General features: G+C 62.9%; 21 protein-coding genes and 1 tRNA gene. 12 read left to right on the forward strand and 10 right to left on the reverse strand.

All coding sequences use genetic code 11. From position 1 onward, the window contains the following. Positions 1 to 201: 201 nt before the first annotated feature. Positions 202 to 879, reverse strand: a complete 678-nt coding sequence (lipB, locus tag DT068_RS23200; RefSeq protein WP_119392280.1) for a lipoyl(octanoyl) transferase LipB — start codon at positions 877 to 879, stop codon at positions 202 to 204. Between the two features lie 101 nt (positions 880 to 980). On the opposite strand from lipB, the gene DT068_RS23205 reads away from it, so the two are divergent. Both DT068_RS23205 and DT068_RS23210 read left to right on the forward strand, forming a co-directional pair. Continuing rightward, a tRNA-Leu gene (locus DT068_RS23205) sits at positions 981 to 1,065 on the forward strand. 216 nt (positions 1,066 to 1,281) lie between these two features. Continuing rightward, positions 1,282 to 1,944: an outer membrane protein gene (locus tag DT068_RS23210; RefSeq protein ID WP_119392281.1), complete on the forward strand. Its 663-nt coding sequence runs from the start codon at positions 1,282 to 1,284 to the stop codon at positions 1,942 to 1,944. Positions 1,945 to 1,999: 55 nt separating this feature from the next. Here the strand turns inward: DT068_RS23210 and DT068_RS23215 are convergent, their stop codons facing one another. The 5 genes from DT068_RS23215 to DT068_RS23235 all read right to left on the reverse strand — a co-directional run bounded on the left by DT068_RS23215 (position 2,000) and on the right by DT068_RS23235 (position 5,288). Then, a complete protein-coding gene (locus tag DT068_RS23215; RefSeq protein WP_119392282.1) occupies positions 2,000 to 2,269 on the reverse strand; it encodes a type II toxin-antitoxin system RelE/ParE family toxin in 270 nt (89 codons plus the stop codon). 3 nt (positions 2,270 to 2,272) lie between these two features. Beyond that, a complete protein-coding gene (locus DT068_RS23220) occupies positions 2,273 to 2,470 on the reverse strand; it encodes a hypothetical protein (RefSeq protein ID WP_119392283.1) in 198 nt (65 codons plus the stop codon). 779 nt (positions 2,471 to 3,249) lie between these two features. After that, entirely contained in the window at positions 3,250 to 3,714 is a 465-nt protein-coding gene (locus DT068_RS23225; RefSeq protein WP_119392284.1) for a hypothetical protein, read from the reverse strand. 63 nt (positions 3,715 to 3,777) lie between these two features. Further along, positions 3,778 to 4,683, reverse strand: coding sequence for a DMT family transporter (locus DT068_RS23230; RefSeq protein WP_119392285.1), 906 nt, complete (start codon positions 4,681 to 4,683; stop codon positions 3,778 to 3,780). Between the two features lie 245 nt (positions 4,684 to 4,928). Next, the gene (locus DT068_RS23235; protein ID WP_119392286.1) at positions 4,929 to 5,288 is read right to left on the reverse strand and encodes a cupin domain-containing protein; all 360 of its coding nucleotides are present in this window, start codon (positions 5,286 to 5,288) and stop codon (positions 4,929 to 4,931) included. Positions 5,289 to 5,339: 51 nt separating this feature from the next. Between DT068_RS23235 and mgtE the strand changes: the two genes are divergently transcribed. Continuing rightward, positions 5,340 to 6,743, forward strand: coding sequence for a magnesium transporter (gene mgtE / locus DT068_RS23240; protein WP_119392287.1), 1,404 nt, complete (start codon positions 5,340 to 5,342; stop codon positions 6,741 to 6,743). Then, the gene (locus DT068_RS23245; RefSeq protein ID WP_119392288.1) at positions 6,731 to 7,198 is read left to right on the forward strand and encodes a GNAT family N-acetyltransferase; all 468 of its coding nucleotides are present in this window, start codon (positions 6,731 to 6,733) and stop codon (positions 7,196 to 7,198) included. The genes mgtE and DT068_RS23245 overlap by 13 nt, the downstream gene beginning before the upstream one ends. On the opposite strand, the gene DT068_RS23250 is transcribed toward DT068_RS23245, so the two are convergent. Together DT068_RS23250 and DT068_RS23255 are read right to left on the reverse strand one after the other, a co-directional pair. Continuing rightward, a complete protein-coding gene (locus DT068_RS23250) occupies positions 7,171 to 7,758 on the reverse strand; it encodes a HutD/Ves family protein (RefSeq protein ID WP_119392289.1) in 588 nt (195 codons plus the stop codon). The genes DT068_RS23245 and DT068_RS23250 overlap by 28 nt on opposite strands. Before the next feature lie 8 nt (positions 7,759 to 7,766). Then, a complete protein-coding gene (locus tag DT068_RS23255) occupies positions 7,767 to 9,149 on the reverse strand; it encodes a cation diffusion facilitator family transporter (RefSeq protein WP_119392290.1) in 1,383 nt (460 codons plus the stop codon). 208 nt (positions 9,150 to 9,357) lie between these two features. On the opposite strand from DT068_RS23255, the gene DT068_RS23260 reads away from it, so the two are divergent. The 4 genes from DT068_RS23260 (at position 9,358) to DT068_RS23275 (ending at position 12,147) form a co-directional block, all read left to right on the forward strand. After that, positions 9,358 to 10,557, forward strand: a complete 1,200-nt coding sequence (locus DT068_RS23260) for an MFS transporter (protein ID WP_119392291.1) — start codon at positions 9,358 to 9,360, stop codon at positions 10,555 to 10,557. A gap of 271 nt (positions 10,558 to 10,828) precedes the next feature. After that, positions 10,829 to 11,485, forward strand: a complete 657-nt coding sequence (locus DT068_RS23265; RefSeq protein WP_119392292.1) for a glutathione S-transferase family protein — start codon at positions 10,829 to 10,831, stop codon at positions 11,483 to 11,485. A 48-nt stretch (positions 11,486 to 11,533) separates the two neighbouring features. Further along, positions 11,534 to 11,830 carry a type II toxin-antitoxin system RelE/ParE family toxin gene (locus DT068_RS23270; RefSeq protein WP_119392293.1) on the forward strand — a complete coding sequence of 99 codons (297 nt, stop codon included), beginning with the start codon at positions 11,534 to 11,536 and terminating at the stop codon, positions 11,828 to 11,830. 8 nt (positions 11,831 to 11,838) lie between these two features. Continuing rightward, the gene (locus DT068_RS23275; protein ID WP_119392294.1) at positions 11,839 to 12,147 is read left to right on the forward strand and encodes a HigA family addiction module antitoxin; all 309 of its coding nucleotides are present in this window, start codon (positions 11,839 to 11,841) and stop codon (positions 12,145 to 12,147) included. Positions 12,148 to 12,150: 3 nt separating this feature from the next. On the opposite strand, the gene DT068_RS23280 is transcribed toward DT068_RS23275, so the two are convergent. Then, on the reverse strand, positions 12,151 to 12,354 hold the full coding sequence (locus DT068_RS23280) for a dodecin family protein (RefSeq protein WP_119392295.1): 204 nt from the start codon (positions 12,352 to 12,354) through the stop codon (positions 12,151 to 12,153). 110 nt (positions 12,355 to 12,464) lie between these two features. Here DT068_RS23280 and DT068_RS23285 point away from each other — a divergent pair, with 110 nt between their 5' ends. Both DT068_RS23285 and DT068_RS23290 read left to right on the forward strand, forming a co-directional pair. Continuing rightward, the gene (locus tag DT068_RS23285) at positions 12,465 to 12,881 is read left to right on the forward strand and encodes a DUF1489 family protein (protein WP_119392296.1); all 417 of its coding nucleotides are present in this window, start codon (positions 12,465 to 12,467) and stop codon (positions 12,879 to 12,881) included. Then, positions 12,878 to 13,333 (forward strand): GNAT family N-acetyltransferase, encoded by a 456-nt coding sequence (locus tag DT068_RS23290; RefSeq protein ID WP_119392297.1) that lies wholly within the window; start codon positions 12,878 to 12,880, stop codon positions 13,331 to 13,333. The genes DT068_RS23285 and DT068_RS23290 overlap by 4 nt, the downstream gene beginning before the upstream one ends. On the opposite strand, the gene panC is transcribed toward DT068_RS23290, so the two are convergent. Continuing rightward, a complete protein-coding gene (panC, locus tag DT068_RS23295; RefSeq protein ID WP_119392298.1) occupies positions 13,330 to 14,172 on the reverse strand; it encodes a pantoate--beta-alanine ligase in 843 nt (280 codons plus the stop codon). The genes DT068_RS23290 and panC overlap by 4 nt on opposite strands. A gap of 57 nt (positions 14,173 to 14,229) precedes the next feature. On the opposite strand from panC, the gene putA reads away from it, so the two are divergent. Further along, the gene (gene putA / locus DT068_RS23300; protein WP_119392299.1) at positions 14,230 to 17,388 is read left to right on the forward strand and encodes a bifunctional proline dehydrogenase/L-glutamate gamma-semialdehyde dehydrogenase PutA; all 3,159 of its coding nucleotides are present in this window, start codon (positions 14,230 to 14,232) and stop codon (positions 17,386 to 17,388) included. After that, the gene (locus DT068_RS23305) at positions 17,388 to 18,665 is read left to right on the forward strand and encodes a flavin monoamine oxidase family protein (RefSeq protein ID WP_119392300.1); all 1,278 of its coding nucleotides are present in this window, start codon (positions 17,388 to 17,390) and stop codon (positions 18,663 to 18,665) included. Before putA ends, DT068_RS23305 begins: the two co-directional genes overlap by 1 nt. Positions 18,666 to 18,849: the final 184 nt, after the last annotated feature.

The following is an 18,849-nucleotide window of genomic DNA, read 5'->3' on the forward strand; positions in this document are numbered from 1 at the left end:
GATCAAGCTCGCCCGCAGGGCGGCTGAAATCGCTGAAATGCTCATAACGCGAGAAGCCCAAGACAGACCGACACTCCGTTTGGCAATATCCAATGGCCGTGTGAGAAATCCGGGCTAGCCCGAGTGCTTGGCCGGGGCGAGCAGGCGAATTCAGGAAACTCGAGAAATCCGGCGGCCATTCGCAAAGGCAACTGCCTGCAGTCAGCCGAAAATGTCGCGATAGGCCTTGTTGAGAGCGATATCGGCATCTTCCATGGTGATCGGCAGGCCGAGATCGACCAGGCTGGTGACGCCATGGTCTTTGACCCCGCAGGGCACGATGCCGGTGAAATGCGACAGGTCCGGCTCGACATTGAGGCTTATGCCATGGAAGGTGACGCCCTGGCGCACCCGGATGCCGATGGCGGCGATCTTGTCTTCAATGTCAGGGCCTTTTTCCGGGCGCCGGACCCACACGCCAACCCGGTCTTCGCGCCGCTCGCCCGTCACGTTGAAGGCAGCGAGCGTCGTGATCAGCCAGCTTTCGAGGCCGGCCACGAAAGCCCGTACATCCTGGCCGCGCTTGCGCAGGTCGAGCATCACATAGGCCACCCGCTGGCCGGGTCCATGATAGGTATATTGCCCGCCGCGCCCGGTCTTGTGGACCGGGAATCGCCCGGGTGCCACCAGATCGCTGTCTTTGGCGCTGGTGCCGGCGGTGTAGAGGGGCGGGTGCTCCAGGAGCCAGACAAGCTCCGGCGCCTCGCCGCGTGCAATGGCCAGCGTCTCGCGCTCCATCCGGGCGAGCCCGTCCTCATAGGAGACGAGCCCCGGGGTAACCTCCCAGCGGGCAGAAAAGCCCGATTTCAGGGCAAAAGCGAGGCTCGAGCGGGGGCGCATGGCTCCTAGATAGGCGTTATTGCGCGGGCGGAAAAGGGTTGCCCGGCGGGGGTTGATTTCACCATATCCGCCTGATACACACCGCCCGCTTCCAATGATTTGCGGCCATGGCGGAATTGGTAGACGCACTAGCTTGAGGTGCTAGCGAGTAACATCGTGGAGGTTCGAGTCCTCTTGGCCGCACCAATCCCCTGGTGCAAAGACACCCCGCATACGGGCGCCGGATCAGGCGCCGACGGCAATACAGATTGTCCGGAAGCGCATTTAATCCGCGATCCCGTTTCTGTACTGTAGCAAGGGCGACACGGTCGACCGGAAACTCGGTTGCCGGCTCAATTGGAAATTGAACATGGCGTTTCCCACGGGCATGATTGGCGAGTCTCGCGGTAAGGTGGAACTCGCATGCTGAAGAAGCTCTTGTGGTTAGGGTCTGCATGGTTGTTGCTGACGGGGAGCGTCTACGCGGCCGATATCGAAGAGCCGCCCGCCACCCATGACTGGTCGGGCGCCTATGCCGGCGCCCATCTCGGCTATGGCTGGGGCAGTGATGATACCGAGACGGAGTTCCCCTCCGAATTCGACCACGACATCGACGGCATAATCGGCGGCCTGCATGCGGGGTTTAATTTTCAGTCCGACCACCTCGTCTTCGGGCTCGAGGGAGATTTCGATCTTTCCGATATCGATGGGGAGGGCGGTTGCGACTTCGATCCCTTCCGATGCGAGACCGACATGGACTGGCTGGCCTCGCTGCGCGCCAGGCTCGGTTTTGCCTCCGACAATATCCTCCTTTATGCGACGGGCGGTGTCGCCTTCAGCGATCTCGAATTCGCCAATGACGACGGGCTGGGCAGCAGCGACAAGCAATCCGAAAGCGCCGTGGGCTTTGTCGTCGGCGGCGGCGCCGAATATGCGGTTTCGGAAGATTTCAGTCTGCGCGCCGAGGCCCTCTACTATGATTTCGGCAAGACCGACTATGAGTATGACAATGCCCAGGGAACCGAGTTCGAAAGTGATCTCGACCTTGTCGTCATTCGTGGCGGCCTGAGCTGGTATTTTCACTAGGCAGCAAGCTCAGAACCGTCCCGGAGCCATTTGCGCGGGACGGTGATCCCCCTGGTTAGGATCGCCGATCCGCACCGTGGAAGATGCGGCCGATAACGATCTCGTTTGACCTGATCCGGTACAGGATGATGTGCCTGCCATGGACGAACTGATGCGTGCTGCCTTCGTAGACCCTGCCCATGTTCGGATAGTCGCCCAAGATTTCAAACACGGCATCAAGCTCACGCAGATACTTCTCGGCTTGCACAGGGCCAAAAGTCAGAACTGTATAGCGGTAGATATCCTTGAGATCGCGTTCCGCGCGCGCCGTGATACGATGGCGCATGTGTCAACGTTCCGCGCGGGCCTCGTTGATGATGTCCTCAATGGACTTGCCGGATAGCGGGCCGTTGAATCCTTCATCAATTGCTGCCTGTATGGCCTTGCGCTTTTCATCCGGCGACAGCGCATCGAACCAGGCACGCTGCTCCTGCGTGGGTGCAGCCCATGGATAGACGTCGATGCTGATGGTTTCGAGCATGTTCATGGAACATCAATATAAGCGAGAACGCTCAAAATTGCCAGAGAATCGGATGAGGAGATGCAGCCATGGCGAAACTGACTTCGGGCCAGATCGAAAAGAGCGCCGACAGAAATCCTCGAAAGTCACAAGCAGCTCGCCAAACACCGGGCCAAGACCGAAAACCTCATAGCCAACCGGCGTGAAGACATTGCGAAGGGGCTCGGGCGCGGGGATATCGCCATTTGGAGCGGATTCGGATGGACGATGAGCGCTCCACCCGGCGGCACTCTCACGGGCCGTGTCGGCATCACATTTCCGGATCCATCCGCTGTACCTGAACAGTCCGATCTCTATGTGCATGTGTGGATCGGCTCCGGCAACATCGACCCGGTGCTGGGCACCTTCCTGAGCAATGTCGATACGAGATTCCCAAGGCTAACCGAGCCGCGACCGCCGGGCCTTCGCCCGGGATTGAACCAGGTGCCGGAGATCCACGTCCATCCCGACAGCGCCCTGCTGGATTTCAAGCTGCGAATCCCGCCCCACATGAAGAGTCCGTGTATCTGGGAAATATGTGCCTCATGCGCCGAAACGCGTTTGATACGGGCGAATATCTGGGACGGGCATCCTTCCTGTTCAGGGTCCGCGGGATCGACGAGCCTCCCGACACGCACAGTTAGAGCGCCGGACGTTCCCATCGAATCGCCTCCGCACCTTATCTCTCTGATGTGCGCATCGGATTCCGAAAACCACTTCGCGCCTATCGGTCCGATGCTCCAGCAGCGGTCGGGCTTCCGGACTCTTCAAGCCGAGACCAACCGCTCGAAGTCGCGGATGCTGCGGAAGCGCTTCCAGCCTGCCGGGGTCTCGATCACCACGCTGCCGTCCTCGAGGGTGAGGACTGTGTGCGAGCGGTAGCTGCCTTCCTTGACTATCTTGGGATCGCGACGCGGGTCATAGCTCGGCACATTGGCAAAGGCTTCACGCGGGGGTTCACGCGGCGGCGCGCCGATCTGTTCGCTATCTTCACCCCTGACATGGGCGACAAAGTTTTCCAGATTGTCGGCGAGGCGTTCGTTGACCACGATAAGCTGCCCGATCCCCAGCGTAATGATGCCGGCCGACAGGGCCGCCACACCCTGGGTCAGGAGGAAGGAATTGAGTATCGCCAGGGACCTTCCCTGGACAAGCGGCAGCAATGCCAAAAACAGCAGGACCAGCCCGATAAAGATCGCGGCCACTCCGATAGCCCGGATGAGATTCGCCATATCGACCCCTCTCGCAGGAGAGTGCGCCTCACCCGGCATCTAAGCAACAACTTCGCGCGGATTCTAGAGCGCTTGCGCCGCCGAGCCGCGCCGCCGCCACATTTCCCACAGGCTTTCGAGCACGCCGGCGCCCGAGATGAGGATGACGCCGATCACCTCGCGCCAGCCGAAGGGGTCGCCCGACCACAGAGCAGCGGTGATGGCGCCGACGCTGATCTCGGTCATGAACAGGAGTCCGACCAGGCCCGGATTGAGCTTGGGCGTACCCCACATTGACGCATAGACGCCGGTCATCACCACGACGAGCACGGTCGGTATGAGCCAGGGCAGTTGGGCCAGGTAGACATCCAGCGGCGGCGATGCGGCGAGGCCGGGGCCGAAAACGACGAGGAGGACAAGCGCGACCAGCGCCGACCAGAGGAAATTCTGGATGAGGAGGTCGAGTGCGTGGGTGCCCTTGTCGGCCCTGAGCAGGATCGAGGCGACCGACCACAGGAAGCCTGAGAAGAGCGCCAGCCAGTCGCCCGGTTGCTCGGGCAGCGGAATGCCTGAATCGGCATGGAAGATGACCAGCATGCCGATGATGGCGATCGCCATGGCAAGCCAGCGCAAGGGCGTGATCGGCTCGCCGAGAAAAAGGCGCGCCAGCAGTGTGCTCCATAGCGGCGTCAGATAGAACAGAAGCGTGGCGCGCACCACGTCCGTATAGAGGATCGAGACTGAATAGAGCACCAGGCTCAACGCCGGCACGAGCCCCAGGACCTGCAGCCAGAGTCCCCCGCTGACGGCGGGACGCCATCTGAGGACCAGGAGAGGAAGGACCAGGGCGAAGGGCACGGCATAGAAGAACAGCGTCGCCCACAGGCCGTCGATGCCGGCGCCCGCCAAGGCGCGGATCGGAATCCAGAACAGGCCCCAGACGAGCCCGGAATAGGCGCAAGCGAGCTTGGCGAGCGTGTCGGTTTTCATGATTTCACCCTCGCCCTGCAAGCGAAGCGCGGCGGGGAGAGGGTAGGGGCCCGCCGCGCAGCGGCGGGAAGGGTGAGGGGCATCGGCATCACGGGCAGATCTTCATCCAACTTTCAACAAAACTGAACCTTGATCTGAGCTTTGAGCACAATCGGAGAAAGGCCCCTCACCCTCCCATTGCTTCGCAATGGGTCCCTCCCTCTCCCCGCTGAAGCGGGGCGAGGGGATGACGGCGCGCCCATGCCTCAAAGATTGCGTTCGATCTCGCGCACGAAGACGGCGATCGTGGCACCGGTCTTGGTATGGGAATTGTGCTGGGTGCCTTCCTTGAGCAGCACGAAATCTCCCGGCTTGTAGACATAGCCGTCATTGTCGATGAGCTCGCCTTCGATCATCAGGAACTGCTCATGGCAGGTGTGCTCATGCGGCTGGCTCGAGGCGCCGGGCTCCATCCGGTAGATGTAGAAGCCCGCGCTTTCCGGGAAAGTGTCGTCGAGCTGCAGATAGCTTTGGTCGGTGAGGACCTTGCCGTCGACCACATAGGGCTTGAACTTCGTGGTCCTGATATTGGTGACGATCCGCTCGGCATTTTCGATCTTGCGCATGATGGGTCTTGCTCTTCACAGGGGTCTCTGAAACTGTGCCTTCAATTTAGGATGAAAGGCATTCGGGCGGCAATGGCGGCAACCGGCACGGAAAAGGATATTCGCGACGAATGGGGATCGCTGTCGCCTGATTTCCTGGCTGCCATGCAAGGAGCACTGGGCGCCGGTGACACCGAGACGCTGCGGCGCGAGGCGAAGGACCTGCATGCCGCCGACCTGGCCGACCTGATCGCCGCCCTCGAGCCCGATGAACGCGTCAGCCTGATTTCGGCGCTCGGCCGCAGCTTCGATGTCGAAGCCCTCGCCGAGCTCGACGAGGCGGTGCGCGACCAGCTCATGGAGGCGCTGCCGGCCGATGTCATCGCTTCCGCCATCAGGAAGCTCGACACCGACGATGCCGCCTATCTGATCGAGGATCTCGACCGCGCCGACCAGGAGGAGATCCTGGCCAGGATATCGCGCAAGCACCGCGCCGCGCTCAACCGCGCTCTCGAATATCCGGAAGGCACTGCCGGGCGCCTGATGCAGACCGAATTCGTGGCGGTTCCCGAATTCTGGACGATCGGCAAGACCATCGACCATATGCGCAACGAGAAGGAGCTGCCGGACGATTTCATCGAGATCTATGTCATCAATCCGAGCTTCCATCTGGTCGGCGTCGTGCCGGTCAGCCGTATCCTGCGCAACAGGCGCGACCGCAAGGTCGCCGATATCATGGAGCGCGAGCAGACGACCTTCCAGGTTCTCGACGAGGAAGAGGATATCGCCTTCAAATTCAAGCAGTACAACCTGGTATCGGCGGCGGTCGTCGATGCCGACCAGCGCCTGGTTGGTGTCCTGACCGTCGATGACATCGTCGATGTGATCCAGGACGAAGCGGAAGAAGACATCCTGCATCTGGGCGGCGTGACCACCGAGGAGACGATCAACGACACGGTCTGGACGACGACCAGGTCGCGCTTCGCCTGGCGGCTGCTCAATCTGTTCACCGCCATCCTCGCTTCCTGGGTGATCTCGTTCTTCGACGCCACCATCAGCCAGATGGTGGCCTTGGCCGTGCTCATGCCGATCGTGGCCTCGATGGGCGGCAATGCCGGCACCCAGACCATGACGGTGGCGGTCAGGGCGCTCGCCATGCGCGAGCTTGGGCCCTTCAATGCCCTGAAGGTGACCTTGCGCGAATGCGCCTCGGGACTGCTCAGCGGGCTGATCTTCGCGCTGCTGATCGGCACCATGGCTTTCTGGTGGTTCGGTTCCGACCGCCTTGGCCTCATCATCGGCGCGGCCATGATCATCAACCTGTTCGCCGCAGCGCTTGCCGGCATCCTGGTGCCGCTGGCGCTCGATTATTTCGACATCGATCCGGCGATCGCCTCGGGCGTGTTCGTGACCACGGTGACGGATGTGGTCGGCTTCTTCGCCTTTCTGGGGCTTGCGGCGCTATGGCTGGTCTGACCCCTGTCGTCGTGGCGCGCGCCGGGGCCGGCGACAAGGCTGATTGGGTCAGGCTGTGGCGCCTGTGGCAGCGCCATATGTCGGGGGAGGTGCCGGAAAATGTCACCGAGCGGACCTGGCAGATGGCCCTGGCGCCGGCAAGCCATCTCCTGATCCTCCTGGCCCGCGCCGGCACAGGCGAGGCCATCGGTTTCGCAACTGTGAGCTTCGCTCCCTTCGCCTGGACCGGGTCCGACGTCGCCTTCCTGCAGGATCTCTTCGTGGACGAGGCGCGCCGCGGCAGCGGGGCAGGCGAGGCCCTTCTGAAAGCCATCTATGCCGAGGCTGATCTGCGGGGCGCATCCCAGGTCTATTGGATGGTCGATGAGACGGATGGGACCCTGCAGCGCTTCTATGAGCGTCACGCCATCCGCACCCCTTATTTGCGCTACATGCGCACACCCTGGCCCTGGTAGATCGAGCACAGGGCGATCAGAACGGTGGAAGCGAGAGGCGCCAGCACGGCGCTCTCCAGCCCGTCCAGAATTACCGTCTCGCCCGATGCCAGGAGATGTCCGCCGACCGAGAATTCGCCGTCGATGGAATGAATGAGGCGCGTCGACCCATCGCCGGTCAATGGCAGGGGCGCCGAGAGCTCCTGGCAGGCGAGCGCGCCCCGACCGGACTGCCGCGCGACCATGAGGTTGAAATCCTTCACCGGGCCGTCGATGAGCGCGCCACTTACGGCCCAGTCGCCGGAGAAGCTCGCCGGGCGGTAGGGCACGGCAAGATCGATCACACCGGCTTCTTCGGCATGTAGCCGCATGCCTTTGCCCTCAAGCAGCATGATATGGCGGTCATAGCCCGCGAAAGTGGAGAAGGGGCCATCGCTCGCCACGTCGGCGATGCTGACCCGCCACTGGAACGGCTTGCCGCCGAGGCCCGCATCGGCCGGGAAGGCCGCGATTTCGGTGGTGATGCCGCCGCCATTCTTCCACGGCATGACCTTGTAGTCGCCTTGTCTCAATATCCGCATTTCGCTCCTCAATGCAGCGCGTGGCCGATCGGCTCGGCATGAGCGATCACCCGCCTGACTTCAGGCTTCAGCCGTTGCAGCGCCACCTCGATGTGATCGATGATCTCATGAACGGTGTCGACCGCCTCGTCAGGTGAAAACCGACAGTGATAATGCACGAAGATGCCCTCGCTGTTGCGCCTGATACGGACATTATGGATGTCGCTGACGCGTTTCTCGCCGGCCGCGAGCTTGCGCAATATGGCCTCGATCTCGTTCTTGCCGGGTTCCGGCAGGTCCTCGCCGGGAAGGACCCTCTCGGGCAGGGGCTCTATATGGCTTTCGACCTCGACATCGGCGCCAAGCTCGCCGCGGATGGCGGCCTCGAGCGCCGTCGCTTTTTCATGCGCGTCGAGCAGCGCCATCTTGCCGTCGACCTCCAGATCGAAGCTGACGGCGGTACGGATGCCGACGCGCTGGATGGTAAGGTGGTGGATGGCGAGATCCTGACGATGGGCGATGAGCCGCACGCGCTGGGCAATGGTCTCGTCGTCGAGCGCCACCGGATCGGTCGTGACCGTCACATCGGCGTGCGGATAGGCCAGGCGGATGTCGCGGACGAGTTTCTCGCGCAAAGCGATCAAGTCGTCGACCGGCATGGTGCGCGGCACGGAAACGACGACACCGGCAAAAAGCGTGGCGCCGGCCGGGCGGATGCGCAATCTTTCGAGCGCCAGCACGCCGGGTGCGGCCTCGACGATCTTGCGAATATCCTCGGTGGCGGAACCGGGTGCCGCGTCGAGTAGCGTGTCGAGCGTGCGTTTGCCGAGGCGCAGCGCAATGACGGCCATGACCGCGGCGACGATGAGAGCGGCGATCGAATCAGCCGCAGGGAAACCGGACCAGGTGACCGCGAGTCCGAGCAGCACCGCGGTCGAGCTCCACATATCGGAAGTGAAATTGAGAGCATCGGCGGCGAGCGCCTCGCTCGACGTCGCTTTGGCAATACGGTCGAGCGCGCGGGAGCGGAAGAAGTCGATGACGATCGAGAGCACGATGATCGCCACCGCCCACCAGGTGAGAAAAATTTGCGTATCACCCGAGATCAGGCGGTGAATCGCCTCGTAGGCGATCCATCCGGTGGTGGCGAGCAGCAGACCGGTTTCGGCGAGGGCGGCGATACTCTCGAATTTCGCATGGCCGTAATGGTGGCGCTCGTCCGGCGGCTGATCACCGAGGCGCACGGCGAAGAAGGTGATGACCGTGGCGCAGAAGTCGATGAAGCTGTGGACGGCCTCCGAAAGGATGCCGAGCGAGCCGGTCAGGAGCCCGGCCACAAGCTTGGCGACGGCGAGGCCGGCACTCGCGGCCATGGAGACAAGGGCGACGGATTGCTTTTCGGAAACGGCCATGGGCGCTCCTTAATGCCGTCTGCAAGAAAGCGGAACCCGCTTTCTTGCACTGCAACAAAATTCGCTCATCGTGGATTTATGCCGTCGGCTATGAAAGTGTTCCCGGCCTGAGTCCATGCGGGCGGCGCATGCATGATCTGCCCTGAAATTCCTTGCGAATCCGCGGGCGGCGGTGCTCTTGTCCATCGCCCCTTGAGTTTCCTCGCCTATGGCTTCCGAAGCCTCTCCCGTCATCTGGACAGCAGTGCCGCCCAAGCGCGGGGCTGTGGCCTTTGCCAGCCTCTTCGCGATCGAATCCTTCGCCCGTGCCGTCGTGGCGACCGTCGTCTCCGTCCAGGCGCATGATTTGCTGCTGACCAGTCAGAAAGTCAGTGTTCTGTTCACCTGTGTGAGCTCGGCCGTGCTGATCTCGACGCTGACCTTGCCGTTGCTTTTCCGCTATGTGCCGCGCCGCTGGGTCTATACGGCTGGCGTCGTCGGACTGATCCTGGCTTCCCTGGCCTTCGCCACCCATACGCTGTCGGGGCAGGTGGGTGGCATGTATCTGCGCAATGTCGGGGCAGCCACGCTCAATATCGCGCTCGCCCTCTATATCCTCGATCACATCCGCAAGGCCGATCTCGTTCGCTCGGAGCCGATGCGGCTCGCTTTCTCGACATTGTCCTGGACGGTCGGGCCGTTCCTTGGCATCTGGCTGTATGAGAATTACGGTCCTTGGGCGCCGCAGCTCCTGTGCATCGCCACCTGCTGCCTGGTCATCCTGTTCTTCTGGTACCTGCGCCTCAACGACCATCCGGTCATCAAGGCGGCGCGCTCGACGCCGCAGTCGCCGCTCGCCAATGTCGGGCGCTTCGTCAGCCAGCCGCGGCTCAGGCTCGCCTGGCTCATCGCCTTCGGCCGTTCCTGCTTCTGGACGACTTTCTTCGTCTATGGCTCGCTCCTGATGATCGAAGGCAATCTCGGCAAGGAAGCGAGCGGCGTGCTGATCTCGCTCAGCCAGCTTGCTCTGTGCACGGCCTATCTGTTCGGCAAGGTCTCGGAACGGATCGGTGTGCGCAAGGTGATCGTTTGGGCATATCTGGTTGCCGCCGCTGCCGTGATCGCGGCCGGTTGTGCCGGGACCGATGCGCCGATATGGGCCGCGGTCTTCCTGTTGATCGGCGCCGTCGCCAATTCCGGACTGGATGGGGTAGGGGGCATTCCCTATCTGCGCGCGGTGCGTGCCCATGAGCGCCCGCAGATGACCGGCGTCTATCGCAGCTATATCGATCTGTCCGACCTGCTGCCGTCGCTGACCTATTCCTTCGTCCTTCTCGTCTTCCCCCTGGGGGCGGTGTTCGTGATCCTAGGCGTATGGCTGGCCATCGTCGGCTATGTCGCCTGGCGCTATTTGCCGCGCTCGATGTGACAAAGATCACAGCGCGCATGGTGAATCAGCGGTAAAGAGTGTCTCCATATCTGCTTAACGAAGTCGTGCAATGTTGGGCGTGTTGGAGTGTGTGTCATGTTGCGTAGCCGCCCATCATCTCGCGCGATCAGAATTCCGCCGATCTTCTACATGTATGTCGTAGCGCTCATCGCCATGGCGGTCTTCGCGCTCACCCGGATCGACCACATCTGATTTTGCTTGACCACCGCCCCGCCGGCGACGACTGTGCGCGTCGCTCCAAGGAGGCGTTATGGCGAAGCTTCACCTTGTCATCGGCAACAAGAATTATTCGTCCTGGTCGCTGAGACCCTGGATGGCGCTCACCATGGCGCAAATTCCTTTCGAAGAAACGGTGATCCCGCTTTACGAGGCAAAGTCCAAGCAACGCATCACCGAGCATTCGGGCGCCGGCAAGGTGCCGGTGCTGCATCATGGCAAGGTGACGGTGTGGGAATCGCTAGCCATTCTCGAATATCTGGCGGAGATGTTTCCCGGCCGGAAGCTCTGGCCTGAGAGCCGCGCCGCCCGGACGGCGGCACGGGCGGCGGCGACCGAGATGCATTCGGGCTTCGCGGCACTGCGCGGCGCGTGCCCTATGAACCTTCACCGCCCGCGCAAGGCCATCACACTAAGCGACGCAGTCAAGGCCGACATCGCCCGCATCGATGCGCTGTGGCGCGATTGCCGACGCAACTATGGCAAGAGGGGCAAGTTCCTGTTCGGCGCCTTCGGCAATGCCGATGCGATGTTCGCTCCCGTGGTCACCCGCTTCGACACCTATGACATCAAGCTGTCGCCGGAAAGCCGCGCCTATAAGGAGGCTGTCCTGGCGACGGAGGCCTTCCAGGCCTGGAAGAAGGCGGCTTTGCAAGAGACATGGACTATCGAGAGCTCGGAAATAGACTAATTCTTGCTCTTTGACCCATAGAGTGGTACAAAGACGCAAGGCAGCGGAATGATCGCAGGTTTTCGAGATTCCTGGCTTCGCGCATTCTTCGTGGATGACATCCACTCAAAGAATATTCCAGCCGATCTAGAAAGCCGGCTCTTCCGCAAACTCCAAATGATAGACGATGCAATGACCGATCAAGATTTGCGCGTGCCACCCAGTAACCACTTCGAGAAGCTTCGAGGCAATTTGGCCGGGTTCCATTCCATACGCGTCAACAAGCAGTGGCGGCTAATTTTTCAGTGGGATGGCAGCAAGGGAGAAGCGTCGGATCTCTATCTCGATGATCATAGCTACAGGTGAGGTGAGCCATGCTGATGACGAAGCGCAAGCCAGCAACCGTCGGCGAGATTCTGGTCGAGGAGTTCATGCTCCCCATGAAGCTCACTCAAACAGCGCTGGCGGAGGCCATGGGCGTGCAGCGCAAGCATGTCAATGAATTGTGCAATGGCCGCCGCAATGTAACCGCGGCAACCGCGCTTATCCTGGCACGCGTTTTCGGGAATAGCCCGGATTTCTGGCTCAATATCCAGCGGCGCAGCGACTTGTGGGAGGCCCTGCACAGCCCACGCGAGCGCCAGCGGATCGAACGGGCAAAACCCTTGAAAACTGCCGCCTGACGATCAGTTCTTGAGCAGGAAGGTCACCTTGATGTTGACCCGCCATTCGGCGATCTTGCCGTTCTTGACGGTCGCCTTGATGTCCTGCACCCACACGCCCTCGACCTGATCGAGCGTCTGGTCGGCACGCTTGACGCCCTGTTCGATGGCATCCTCGATGCTTTTCGATGACGCGCTGGTAAGTTCGATGACTTTGGCGACGCTCATGGTCTGTCTCCCGGTTATTCACAGCATTTGCCGAAAACCTCATGCCCGGCGTTTGTCCACCCCGGGATCGTAGCATAATATGCGGCCTTTCAAAGAATGACCCGTACCCCATGCCCCTGCACATCATAAAGCTCTCCGTCGGCAGCGAAGACATCGACGACATGTATAAATGGCTGAAGGACTCGAAGGCCGGGCGCGACAAGTTCAGCCATACGACCCGCATGTTCCCGCGCCGCAAGGAGGAGATCGTGCCCGGCGGCTCGCTCTATTGGGTGATCAAGGGCATCGTCCAGTGCCGCACCCCGATCGCCGACCTGGTGCCGGTCACCGGCAAGGACGGCATCGAGCGCTGCCGCATCGAGCTCAAGCACCAGCTTATTCCGGTCTATCCCATGCCGCGGCGCGCCTTCCAGGGCTGGCGCTATCTCAAGGACGAGGACGCCCCGCGCGACCTGCCCAAGGGCGATCGCGGCAAGGACATTCCGCCCAAGATGCGCAAGGAGCTGATCGAGCTCGGCCTCCTATGAGCGGGATCGCGGTCCGCCGCCTGACCGGCTCGGATGATGTGGCAGGGGCCGCTGATCTCCTCATCCGCTTCTTCCGCGAGGAGCAGTTCGACACACCGGACGATGTCATCAGGCGCAACACGCGGAGCATGGCCGGTCTCGACAATTGCGGGCTCTTCATTGCGGAGAATGCCGGGCAGGCCATAGGCGTCGCCACCATCTCGCTCGAATTCGGCATCGAATTCGGTTGGGGCGGCGAAATGGGCGATCTCTATGTGTTGCCCGACTGGCGCGGCAAAGGCGTGTCGCGAAAGCTCGTCCTGGCCATTGAGGATTTTCTCAAAGGCCGTGGCGCTACGACCTATCAGGTCACCGTGACGCCCTATGCGCAGGACGCGCATGATTTGAAGGCCTTCTATTCAGCACTTGGCTTCGAGACCGAGGGGCGGCTGATCCTGGCGAAGGAGATTTAGACCGCCACATTGTCGATGAGACGCGTCTTGCCGAGCCAGGCGGCGACCAGGAGGCGCAGCGGCTCATCCTTGTCCTTCGGCAGCGCCAGCGTCTCGGCATTGCGCGCCGCCACATAGTCGACCCGGAAGCCGAGCGTCGTCAGCGCGCGCCGCGCCGCTGCGGTGGCCCGGCTCGGCGCCTGGCCCGCCCTGATCTTCCGGGCGGCCTGGGTGAGCGTCTGATAGAGCGCGGCCGCCTGATGGTGCTCGGCCTTGCTCAGATAGGCGTTGCGCGAGGAGAGAGCGAGGCCGCTTTCTTCACGCACCGTGGGAACGCCGACCACCTTGATCGGCAGATCGAGGTCGCGCGCCATGCGCGTCACCACCATGAGTTGCTGATAGTCCTTTTCGCCGAACATGGCGAAATCGGCTTGCGTCTGGGTGAAGAGCTTCGCCACCACGGTAGCGACGCCGTCGAAGAAGTGCGGGCGAAATTTGTCCTCGAGGCCGGCTTTGGCCGGACCTGCAAGGATGACGCTGGTCACGAAGCCCGGCGGATAGACCACATCGGGCGGCGGGGCGAAGACGAGATGCGTGCCCGCTTCCTCGAGCTGGGCGATATCGGATGTCTCGGTGCGCGGATAGCGGCCGAGATCCTCATGCGCCGCGAACTGCTTCGGATTGACGAAGATCGTCGTCACCACGCGGTCGGCGTGCTTGAGCCCTTCGCGTACCAGGGTGATATGTCCCGCATGCAGGGCACCCATGGTCGGAACGACGGCGCTGGCCAACCCTTCGGCCCGCCATTTGGCGGTCTCCTTGCGCAAATCTAGAATGTTACGAACGATCTTCAGGGTCATTTCGGATCGGCAAAAGAGGTGCTAACGAGTGGCCCCCACACAACTCCATCCGGCATCATGACCTCATCTCCAGCTCTTCCCAGCCGCGCCCAGATATCGAAACTCCTCTTCGCGGACGAGACCGCGCTCGTCAAGTCGCTCAGCGCCGAGGCCCGCCTGACGTCCGAACAGTCGCGCCAGGTCGGCGAGCTGGCCCGCCAGCTTGTCGCGGCGGTGCGGGCAGGGCGCCGGCAGCAGGGCGGCATCGATGCCTTCATGCAGGAATATTCGCTCTCCTCCGAAGAGGGCGTCGTGCTGATGTGCCTCGCCGAGGCGCTGTTGCGCATCCCCGATGGCGACACGGCCGACAAGCTCATCGCCGACAAGATCGGCGGCAAGCAATGGGACCGCCATGTCGGCCAGTCGGAATCGCTCTTCGTCAACGCTTCCGCCTGGGGCCTCATGCTCACCGGCCGCTTTGTCGAGCTGGGGCAGGGCACGACGACCGATATCGGCAGCTATCTGAAGCGCCTCGTCTCACGCTCGGGCGAGCCCTTCATCCGCAATGCGATGAAACATGCCATGCGCATCATGGGCAAGCAGTTCGTGCTCGGCCGCACCATCGATGAAGCGCTCGATGTCGCGAAGCCCCTCGAGGCGCAGAATTACCGCTTCTCCTTCGACATGCTGGGCGAGGCCGCCTTCACCGCGGAAGACGCGCGCCGCTATCTCAAGGCCTATGAGAATGCGCTGAAAGTGGTGGGCTCGCGCGCCGGGCCGGCCGGGCCGGAAGGCATCTTCGGCAAGCCGTCGATCTCGGTGAAGCTCTCCGCCCTCCATCCGCGCTATGAGGAGAAGCAGGAAGCCCGCACCATGGCCGAGCTCCTGCCGCGCGTCATCGACCTGGCACGCCAGGCCAGGGCTCTCGATCTCGGCCTCACCATCGATGCCGAGGAAGTGAACCGGCTCGACCTCTCGCTCGAGTTGTTCGGACGGCTGGCACATGAGCCGTCGCTCAAGGGCTGGAACGGGCTGGGCCTTGCCGTCCAGGCCTATGGCAAGCGCGCCCGGCCGGTGCTGCAGTGGCTGGCCGATCTCGCAAGCCAGACCGGGCGGAAGCTGCCCGTTCGCCTGGTCAAGGGCGCCTATTGGGACACCGAGGTGAAGCGCGCCCAGGAAGCAGGCCTTGAAGGCTATTCGCTCTTCACCCGCAAGGTCTCGACCGATCTCTCCTATCTGGCCTGCGCCAGATATCTCCTGTCGCGCCGCGATGTCTTCTATCCGCAATTCGCCACCCACAATGCCCATTCGCTGGCCGCCGTGGCGGTGATGGCGGGCGATGACCGTTCCTATGAATTCCAGCGCCTCCATGGCATGGGCCAGGCGCTATATGAGGAAGTGGCGCGCATCCCCAGGATGCGCCAGCCCTGCCGCATCTATGCGCCGGTCGGCAGCCATGAGGATCTGCTCGCCTATCTGGTGCGCCGCCTGCTCGAAAACGGCGCCAACACCTCCTTCGTCAACCGGCTGGCCGATGACGAAGCGCCGATCGGCGAGATCATTGCCGATCCGGTGGAGCAGGTGGCGGGCCTCAATTCCATTCCGCATCCGCGCATTCCCCTGCCGCGCGACATCTTCGCGCCGCGCGTCAATTCCACGGGCTATCCCATGTGGGATGACCAGACGCGCGAAACCATGCTTGCCGGCATCGGCAAGGTGCTGGCAAAGCCGGTGATGGCGGCGGCGCTGGTCAGCGGCAAGCCGGTCAAGGGCGGACCGGTGCGCGAGATCACGTCACCGCATGACCGCTCGGTCCGGGTGGGCGAGGTGACGGAAGCCGACGAGAAGGCGATCGCCCAAGCCATGGCCGATGCGGCCAAGGCGACCCAGGGCTGGAACGGCAAGGGCGGCGCTTTCCGTGCCACGGCGCTGGAGAAGGCCGCCGATCTCTATGAGGCCAGTACCGCGCGCTTCATGGCGCTGCTTATTCGCGAGGCCGGCAAGACGCTCGACAATGCGCAGGCCGATCTGCGCGAGGCGGTCGATTTCCTGCGCTATTATGCCGAGCGCGCGCGCAAGGAATTCGAAGCGCCACAACGCCTGCCGGGTCCGACGGGCGAGCTCAATGAGATCTCGCTGCATGGCCGCGGCATCTTCGCCTGCATCAGCCCGTGGAATTTCCCGCTCGCCATCTTCACCGGCCAGGTCGCGGCCGCACTCGCCGCCGGCAATGCGGTCATCGCCAAGCCTGCCGAGCAGACGCCGCTCATCGCCCATGAGGCGGTCAAGCTTCTGCATGAGGCGGGCATACCAACCGATATCCTGCATTACCTGCCGGGCGATGGCGCCCGGATCGGCAAGATCCTGCTGGCGCATCCGGCTTTGTCGGGCGTCGCCTTCACCGGCTCGAACGACACGGCATCCATCATCAACCGCTCGCTGGCCGCGCGTGACGGCGCCATCCTGCCGCTCATCGCCGAGACCGGCGGCATGAATGCCATGATCGTCGACAGCTCGGCTCTGCCCGAGCAGGCGGTGCGCGATGTGCTGGCATCGGCCTTCGACAGCGCCGGCCAGCGCTGCTCGGCGGCGCGCCTGCTGTTCGTCCAGCAGGACATAGCAGGTCGCCTCATCCCGATGCTCGAAGGCGCCATGGCCGAGCTCACCATTGGCGATCCGCTCGATTATGCGACCGATGTCGGCCCGGTGATCGACGACGACGCCAGGAAGATGCTGAACGATCACAAGGCGCGCATGGCGAAGGAGGCGAAGACCATCCTCGACATGCAATTGCCGGGCTCGACAAAGGCCGGGACCTTCGTGTCGCCGGCCGCCTATGAGATCCCGTCGATCTCGACGCTGAAGCGCGAGGTCTTCGGACCCATCCTGCATGTCGTGCGCTTCGCCGGCGACCACCTGGGCGAAGTGTGCGATGCCATCAACGCCACCGGCTTCGGCCTCACCCTCGGACTCCACACGCGCATCGAGACGACCGTCGATGAGGTGCGCGCCCGGGTGCGGGTCGGTAACATGTATGTCAACCGCAACCAGATCGGCGCGGTCGTGGGCGTGCAGCCCTTCGGCGGCGAAGGCTTGTCTGGCACCGGGCCCAAGGCCGGTGGGCCGCATTATCTCAACCGCTTCGCCACCGAGCGCGTCTGCTCGATCGACACGACGGCCTCGGGCGGCAATGCCGCGCTGATGAGCATGGAAAGCAGCGATCGCGGCGCTGCCTGATGCGCGCCGATGTCGCCATCCTGGGGGCGGGTCTTGCCGGCGCGGCGGCAGCCTCCAGATGCGCCGAAGCCGGGTTGTCGACGATCATTCTCGAAGCGCGCGACCGCGCCGGCGGCCGCGGTTTCACCCGGAAATTCACCGGCAGCGCGGATCTGCTCGAATTCGGCGGCGGCTGGATCGCGCCCTGGCATGACCGCATCCGCGATCATGCCGAGAGGACCGGGATCACCTTGCGTCCGACTCATGCGATCAACAAGCATCGCTGGCATGATGGCCAAATGTTGCGCAGCGGCCAGCCGACATCGGAAGAAGCCCGCACGAGCTTCGAGCGCGCCATCGCCGCAATCAGGCATGACGCGCTTCTCTACAAGGAAGGCAAGCCATTTCCCTGGCAAGGGCCGATGACGCTCAGCCGCTATCTCGATCGCATCGGAGCCAGTCCCGAAGCGCGCGCCCATGTGCTCGCCTGGTGGACGATCTCCGGCAATGGCGATCCGGAGAAGATCGCCGCGAGCGAGTTCCTCGCAAGCTGCGCCTATGGCGACGGCACGCCCGCAAGCATGATGACGGCGCTGCGCCACACGCTGGTGCCCGGCACCGGCATACTGGCCGAGCGCATGATTGCGCAGGCGAAGGCCGATTTGCGGCTCAACGCAGCGGTGAGCGCCGTCAGGCAGGATCAGGATGGAGTGACGCTCATTTGCGCGAACGGAGAGACCGTATCTGCGAGAGCTGCCATAGCTTGCCTGCCGTTGAATGCGCTTCCGGCCATGAGCTTCACGCCGGGGCTTTCCGAGAGGAAACAGCGTGCCATCGCACTGGGTCATGGCGGCCGCTCGCTCAAGCTGTGGCTGAAGGTCAAGAACGTTGCGCCCGGCATCCTGGCGAGCGGCGGACCGGGCGGCTTGCGCTGGCTCTTTTCCGAGCGGCAGGCAGCCGACGGCACGACGCTGATCGTCGGCTTCGCGCTCGATGACGGAACACTGCTGCCTGAAGACCGCAATTCCGTGGCGGCCGCGCTGGCCCGCTTCTTTCCGGAAGCCGAGCTTGTCGCCTGGGACTGGCATGACTGGGTGAACGATCCTTATGCGCGCGGAACCTGGGTTGCCCTGCCGGCCGAAGAGACCTGGATCGGCGATGCCGAGATCTGGGGCAGGGAAGGCCGCCTCGCTTTCGCGACCTCGGATTTTGCCGAGAGCTGCGCCGGCTGGTTCGAAGGCGCCATCCGCTCCGGCGAGGCCGCCGCGCAAGCGACCATCGAGCTCCTGAACGACTGATCGTCGCGCGCGAGGCCCGTGCATCTCAGTCCACGGATCAGTTCTCGCCAGGCATCCATCTCCGCAATCGCCGGACGGCAAGTCAAGCATCGCAGACGGCACGTCATTCATGGACGTCGCCGCTTCGCCTACCAAGCGCATCGCCTGGCGACCATGCGGTGCCAGGCCATCGACTGGAGATTCA

Origin of the sequence: Taklimakanibacter lacteus (assembly GCA_003576695.1) — a bacterium.
GTDB classification, from domain to species: Bacteria; Pseudomonadota; Alphaproteobacteria; order Rhizobiales; family Aestuariivirgaceae; genus Taklimakanibacter; species Taklimakanibacter lacteus.

Excerpts from the sequence above, each read along its gene's own strand:
- DT068_RS23255 (WP_119392290.1), bottom strand. The coding sequence starts at position 9,149 with ATGGCCGTTTCCGAAAAGCAATCCGTCGCCCTTGTCTCCATGGCCGCG.
- DT068_RS23270 (WP_119392293.1), top strand. The coding sequence starts at position 11,534 with ATGATCGCAGGTTTTCGAGATTCCTGGCTTCGCGCATTCTTCGTGGAT.
- DT068_RS23280 (WP_119392295.1), bottom strand. The coding sequence starts at position 12,354 with ATGAGCGTCGCCAAAGTCATCGAACTTACCAGCGCGTCATCGAAAAGC.
- DT068_RS23250 (WP_119392289.1), bottom strand. The coding sequence starts at position 7,758 with ATGCGGATATTGAGACAAGGCGACTACAAGGTCATGCCGTGGAAGAAT.
- DT068_RS23260 (WP_119392291.1), top strand. The coding sequence starts at position 9,358 with ATGGCTTCCGAAGCCTCTCCCGTCATCTGGACAGCAGTGCCGCCCAAG.
- panC (WP_119392298.1), bottom strand. The coding sequence starts at position 14,172 with ATGACCCTGAAGATCGTTCGTAACATTCTAGATTTGCGCAAGGAGACC.
- mgtE (WP_119392287.1), top strand. The coding sequence starts at position 5,340 with ATGAAAGGCATTCGGGCGGCAATGGCGGCAACCGGCACGGAAAAGGAT.
- DT068_RS23215 (WP_119392282.1), bottom strand. The coding sequence starts at position 2,269 with ATGCGCCATCGTATCACGGCGCGCGCGGAACGCGATCTCAAGGATATC.
- DT068_RS23245 (WP_119392288.1), top strand. The coding sequence starts at position 6,731 with ATGGCTGGTCTGACCCCTGTCGTCGTGGCGCGCGCCGGGGCCGGCGAC.
- putA (WP_119392299.1), top strand. The coding sequence starts at position 14,230 with ATGACCTCATCTCCAGCTCTTCCCAGCCGCGCCCAGATATCGAAACTC.
- DT068_RS23220 (WP_119392283.1), bottom strand. The coding sequence starts at position 2,470 with ATGAACATGCTCGAAACCATCAGCATCGACGTCTATCCATGGGCTGCA.
- DT068_RS23305 (WP_119392300.1), top strand. The coding sequence starts at position 17,388 with ATGCGCGCCGATGTCGCCATCCTGGGGGCGGGTCTTGCCGGCGCGGCG.
- lipB (WP_119392280.1), bottom strand. The coding sequence starts at position 879 with ATGCGCCCCCGCTCGAGCCTCGCTTTTGCCCTGAAATCGGGCTTTTCT.
- DT068_RS23285 (WP_119392296.1), top strand. The coding sequence starts at position 12,465 with ATGCCCCTGCACATCATAAAGCTCTCCGTCGGCAGCGAAGACATCGAC.
- DT068_RS23230 (WP_119392285.1), bottom strand. The coding sequence starts at position 4,683 with ATGAAAACCGACACGCTCGCCAAGCTCGCTTGCGCCTATTCCGGGCTC.
- DT068_RS23235 (WP_119392286.1), bottom strand. The coding sequence starts at position 5,288 with ATGCGCAAGATCGAAAATGCCGAGCGGATCGTCACCAATATCAGGACC.
- DT068_RS23275 (WP_119392294.1), top strand. The coding sequence starts at position 11,839 with ATGCTGATGACGAAGCGCAAGCCAGCAACCGTCGGCGAGATTCTGGTC.
- DT068_RS23265 (WP_119392292.1), top strand. The coding sequence starts at position 10,829 with ATGGCGAAGCTTCACCTTGTCATCGGCAACAAGAATTATTCGTCCTGG.
- DT068_RS23290 (WP_119392297.1), top strand. The coding sequence starts at position 12,878 with ATGAGCGGGATCGCGGTCCGCCGCCTGACCGGCTCGGATGATGTGGCA.
- DT068_RS23225 (WP_119392284.1), bottom strand. The coding sequence starts at position 3,714 with ATGGCGAATCTCATCCGGGCTATCGGAGTGGCCGCGATCTTTATCGGG.
- DT068_RS23210 (WP_119392281.1), top strand. The coding sequence starts at position 1,282 with ATGCTGAAGAAGCTCTTGTGGTTAGGGTCTGCATGGTTGTTGCTGACG.